This is a genomic window from Kribbella sp., from assembly GCF_035655035.1.
GTDB lineage: Bacteria > Actinomycetota > Actinomycetes > Propionibacteriales > Kribbellaceae > Kribbella.
In genome coordinates this window covers 1-4189 of record NZ_DASRVN010000674.1, presented here as the reverse complement: position 1 = coordinate 4189, position 4189 = coordinate 1, and the positions used below count along the sequence as shown (strand labels likewise).

General features: G+C 68.6%; 4 protein-coding genes. 2 read left to right on the top strand and 2 right to left on the bottom strand.

What is annotated here, in order from left to right:
- Positions 1 to 2058, top strand: a 2058-nt coding sequence (locus VFF46_RS35330; protein WP_325041607.1) for a glycosyl hydrolase family 95 catalytic domain-containing protein, incomplete at its 5' end; no start/stop codon positions are given.
- A gap of 32 nt (positions 2059 to 2090) precedes the next feature.
- Complete coding sequence (locus tag VFF46_RS35325; RefSeq protein ID WP_325041606.1) at positions 2091 to 3104, top strand: iron-siderophore ABC transporter substrate-binding protein; 1014 nt, start codon at positions 2091 to 2093, stop codon at positions 3102 to 3104.
- A gap of 6 nt (positions 3105 to 3110) precedes the next feature.
- Here the strand turns inward: VFF46_RS35325 and VFF46_RS35320 are convergent, their stop codons facing one another.
- Both VFF46_RS35320 and VFF46_RS35315 read right to left on the bottom strand, forming a co-directional pair.
- On the bottom strand, positions 3111 to 3962 hold the full coding sequence (locus VFF46_RS35320; RefSeq protein WP_325041605.1) for an META domain-containing protein: 852 nt from the start codon (positions 3960 to 3962) through the stop codon (positions 3111 to 3113).
- Positions 3955 to 4189 (bottom strand): carboxymuconolactone decarboxylase family protein (locus VFF46_RS35315; protein ID WP_325041604.1); only part of this gene is annotated, 235 nt, incomplete at its 5' end. The genes VFF46_RS35320 and VFF46_RS35315, both read right to left, overlap by 8 nt.

The window sequence follows — 4189 nt, the reverse complement described above, 5'->3', positions numbered from 1 at the left end:
CTGCAAGGGCCGCTGGTGGAGTCGTACCAGCCGTTGGCGGATCTGGTGATCTCTGCCGGGGCGGGTGACGGCCGTGCGGACGGTGCGGGCGTTGTGGACTACCGGAGGAGTTTGGATCTGCGGACCGGGATCGCCGCCGTCGACTACACGGTCGACGGCGTGCGGTTCCGGCGCGAGACGTACGTGTCGGCGCCGGACCAGGTGCTGGTCTGGACGCTGATTGCCGACAATCCTGTTGTCGACCTGACGATCGGGCTGGAGAGCCCGCATCCGGTCCATGGTGTGGTCGCCGACGGTACCTACGGCGTGGTCGGCCGGGCGCCGTCGGACCTGACGATCGAGTACCGGTCGCGGCCCGATCCGGTGCGGTACGAGGACGGGCGCGGGATCGGCTTCGGTGTCGCGCTGCGGGTGTTCGCGGACGGTTCGGTGACGGAATCCGCGGACGGTGTCGCGGTGCGTGGGGCTTCGCGGGTGACGGTGCTGGTGGCGGCCGCGAGCACGTTCGCCGGCTGGTCGGTGCCGCCGGGGCGGGACCCACAGGTCGCATTCCAGGACGCAGTCGACGTGCTCGATGCGGCCGGGGTGGCGGATGCGGTTGCCGTGGGCAAGCTTCGGGAGCGGCATCTCGAGGATCATCTGGCACTGTACGACCGGGCCTCGGTGGAGCTCGGGTCGATTGTCAACAATCCGACTGACGAACGTCGACAATCGGTCGCCGCCGGGGCCAGCGATCCGGACCTGGTCGCGCTCGCGTTCAACCTCGGGCGGTACCTGCTGATGGCGTCCTCCCGCCCCGGCACGCAAGCCGCCAACCTGCAGGGCATCTGGAACCAGGACCTGCGGCCGATGTGGGCCAGCGACTGGACCAACAACATCAACACCCAGATGAACTACTGGCTCGCCGACCTGACCGGGCTGAGCGAGTGCTTCGAACCGCTCACCGACCTGCTCGAAGGACTGGCCGAGTCGGGCGCGGAGACGGCGCGGATCCTGTACGACGCTCCCGGCTGGGTCGCGCACCACAACGCGGACATCTGGCGAGCGACCTGGCCCGTCGGCGAAGGCGGCGACGACCCGGTGTGGTCGATGTGCGCCACCTGCGGGGTGTGGCTGACCGCGCATCTGATGGAGCACTACCGGTTCACGTCGGACGCCGGATTCCTGCGCGAGCGGGCGTACCCGGTGATCGCGGGCGCGGCCGAGTTCGTCCTGGCGATGCTCGTGGAGGACCGGGACGGCGTACTGCAGTTCGTCCCGTCGACCGCCCCGGAGCACCACTTCGTGCTGCCGTCCGGCGAGAAGGCATCGGTCGACCTGACCTCGACGTACGACACCTGGCTGATCCGCGAGCTGTTCGCGAACCTCCGCGAGGCGGAAGATGCGCTGGGGCTGGACTCCGACCTCGCATCCAGGGCCGCCGCCGCGCGGGACCGGCTGCCGGCGATCCGGATCACCCCGGACGGACGGTTGCACGAGTGGCCGACGGACTGGGAGCCGTCCGAGGTACATCACCGGCACCAGTCCCACCTGTACGGGCTGTACCCGGGCGCCGAGATCGACCCGGAACGTACGCCGGAGTGGGCCGCGGCCGCCCGCACCTCGCTGGAGCGGCGTACCGACGGTGCCGTGAACGGCGGCTGGACCGCGGCCTGGCTGATCGCGCTCTGGGCCCGGCTGTACGAGCCGTCGAAGGCCGTCGCGGTCATCCAGGACTACCTGAGCCGGCTGGTGTCGGGCAACCTGATGTCGCGTGACGGCGACATCTTCCAGATCGACGCGAACTTCGGCATCACCGGATGCCTTCCGGAGCTGTTGCTTCAGAGCCACACCGAGGTGATCCGGGTGCTGCCGGCGCTGCCGGACGAGTGGCCCGACGGGTCGTTCCGCGGGCTGCGGGCGCGGGGCGGTCTGGTGTTCGACGTGTCCTGGCGCGACGGCAAGCTGACCGAGGCCGTCGTACGGGCGTCGACCGCGGGGACGTACCGGATCGCGCTGCCCGACGGGGAGCGGACCGTCGAGCTGACGGCCGGTCAGCAGGTGGACCTGGTTAGGTGACCCTAACTAGCCTTGTTGTAGGGTCAACCTCTGTGAAGAAGCTGATCGGGATCGTCAGCGCGGCCGCCGTACTGGTGCTGGCCGGCTGTGGCGGCGGGGACACCAAGAGTGCGGACACCGGCGTCGGTGACAAGGAAGTGGCGACCGGCGGGCGGCTGTTCAAGACCGCCGACGCGGAGACCGCGAAACTCGGGTCGGACGCGGCGCCCGGCGTGTTCCCCCGGACCGTGAAGGACGCGGTGGGCTCGGTGCAGCTCGCGAAGAAGCCGGAGCGGATCGTCGTGCTGGACAGCGGCGAGCTCGACGACGTACTTGCGCTCGGCATCACCCCGGTCGGCATGGCGACGACGGCCGGGCAGAACGGCGTACCATCGTACCTGGCGGATAAGGCGCAGGGGATCAAGACGGTCGGCGGGATCAGCGAGCTGAACCTGGAGGCGATCGCGGCGCTCAAGCCGGACCTGATCCTCGGCAGCAAGCTGCGCGCGAAGGACCTCTACGACAAACTCAGCGCGATCGCGCCGACGGTGTTCAGCATCCGGCCCGGGTTCCCGTGGAAGGAGAACTTCCTGCTGGTCGCGGACGCGGTCGGCGAGGAGACCAGGGCGACCTCGATCCTGAACGGCTACCAGGTCCGCGCGAACGACGTGAAGAAGAAGGTCGACGGTACGCCGACGATCTCGCTGGTCCGGTTCCGCCCCGGGGAGATCCGGCTGTACGGGAACCTGTCGTTCATCGGCGTGATCCTGAAGGACATCGGGCTGCCGCGGCCGAAGCTCCAGGACGTGCAGGACCTAGCCGTCGAGGTCTCCCAGGAGAACATCGGCAAGGCCGACGGGGACCGGATCTTCTACTCCAGCTACGGCAAGCCGGACACCACCGACGAGACGAAGGTTGTCAACGGCAACCTCTGGAAGTCGCTGCCGGCCGTGCAGGCGGGCAAGGCGCAACGCGTCGACGACGAGGTGTGGTTCCTCGGCCTCGGCCCGATCGGCGCCATGGCCGTCCTCTCCGATCTGGAGAACTTCCTCGGCCCGAAGGGCTGACGCGTTCTAGCTTGCGGTCAGGTCGAGGCCGATGCCGGAGGGGGCCAGGAGTACCAGCTGGTCGTGGTCGATGGAGTAGGCGACCGCAGGTCCGAGGGTGGCGCGGATGGCGGTCCGGAAGGTCTCGACTTCGGGTGAGCAGGGGCGGTCGGTGATGCTGACGTCGCTGAAGCTCAGTTCGGTGTTGTTGCGGGTGAAGGTGCCGGACAGGTCGTTGAAGCCGGTCCAGCCGGAGACGCGCCCGTTGTCGAAGCTGAGCCACGCCTGTCCGGAGAACTGGAAACCCTGGCGCAGGTCGGCGTTGGTGATGGTGGTGATGACCTTCCAGCGGGTCCCCTCGAGTGGGAAGTCCGGCTCGGCGAGCTTGCGGTCGAGCAGAGTGATCGTCGTACCGCCCGCGGCGAGGGTGAGTTCGTCGCCGTTCAGTCGCCAGGAGGGTGTGCTGGTCAGGAAGGTTTTGAGCCATTCCTCCTGGTCCCGCAGCGGCGGCCGGCAGCCGACCTGGGTGCCGCCGACCCCGGGGATCGACAGGTGGCCGCCGGTCAGCAGTTCGCCGGCCGCCACGGAGGTGCCCATGCTGTTGCAACCGCAGTGCGCTCTGAGGATGTCCCACACTCGCGGCTCGCCCTCGTTCTTGCTGGGCGCTCGCGCGAACCCGAGCCGGATCCGCGTGCCCGGCGCCAACTGCCTGGGTACGCCGTCCTCGGTGATGGCGGTGGACACGTACGTCTTGCCCAGCGGCGTACTGGTCGATCCGTCCAATACCGCGATCGCGGAGCTGAAGTCGCGCAGTCGCTCCAGGAGTACGTCGGGTCCTCCCGCCGCTCGGTCCTGAACACCCTCTCGATGCTCATCCATTGACAGGCAGCAGGTCCCGCTCCGCGAAGATCTTCTTGGCTACGGTGATCGCGTTGATGGCGCGGGGGAAACCGGCGTAGCCGGCTGTGTGGATGAAGGTTTCGACGATCTCGGCCGGGGTCAGGCCGACGTTGAGGGACGTCTTGATGTGGACCTCGAGTTCGGGTTCGCAGCCGCCGAGGCTCGCCAGGATGCCCAGCGTGACGAGTTGGCGCTGCTTCGGCTCG

Bases quoted from the DNA above. Each gene is read 5' to 3' on its own strand.
- VFF46_RS35320 (WP_325041605.1), bottom strand. From the start codon at position 3,962: ATGGATGAGCATCGAGAGGGTGTTCAGGACCGAGCGGCGGGAGGACCC.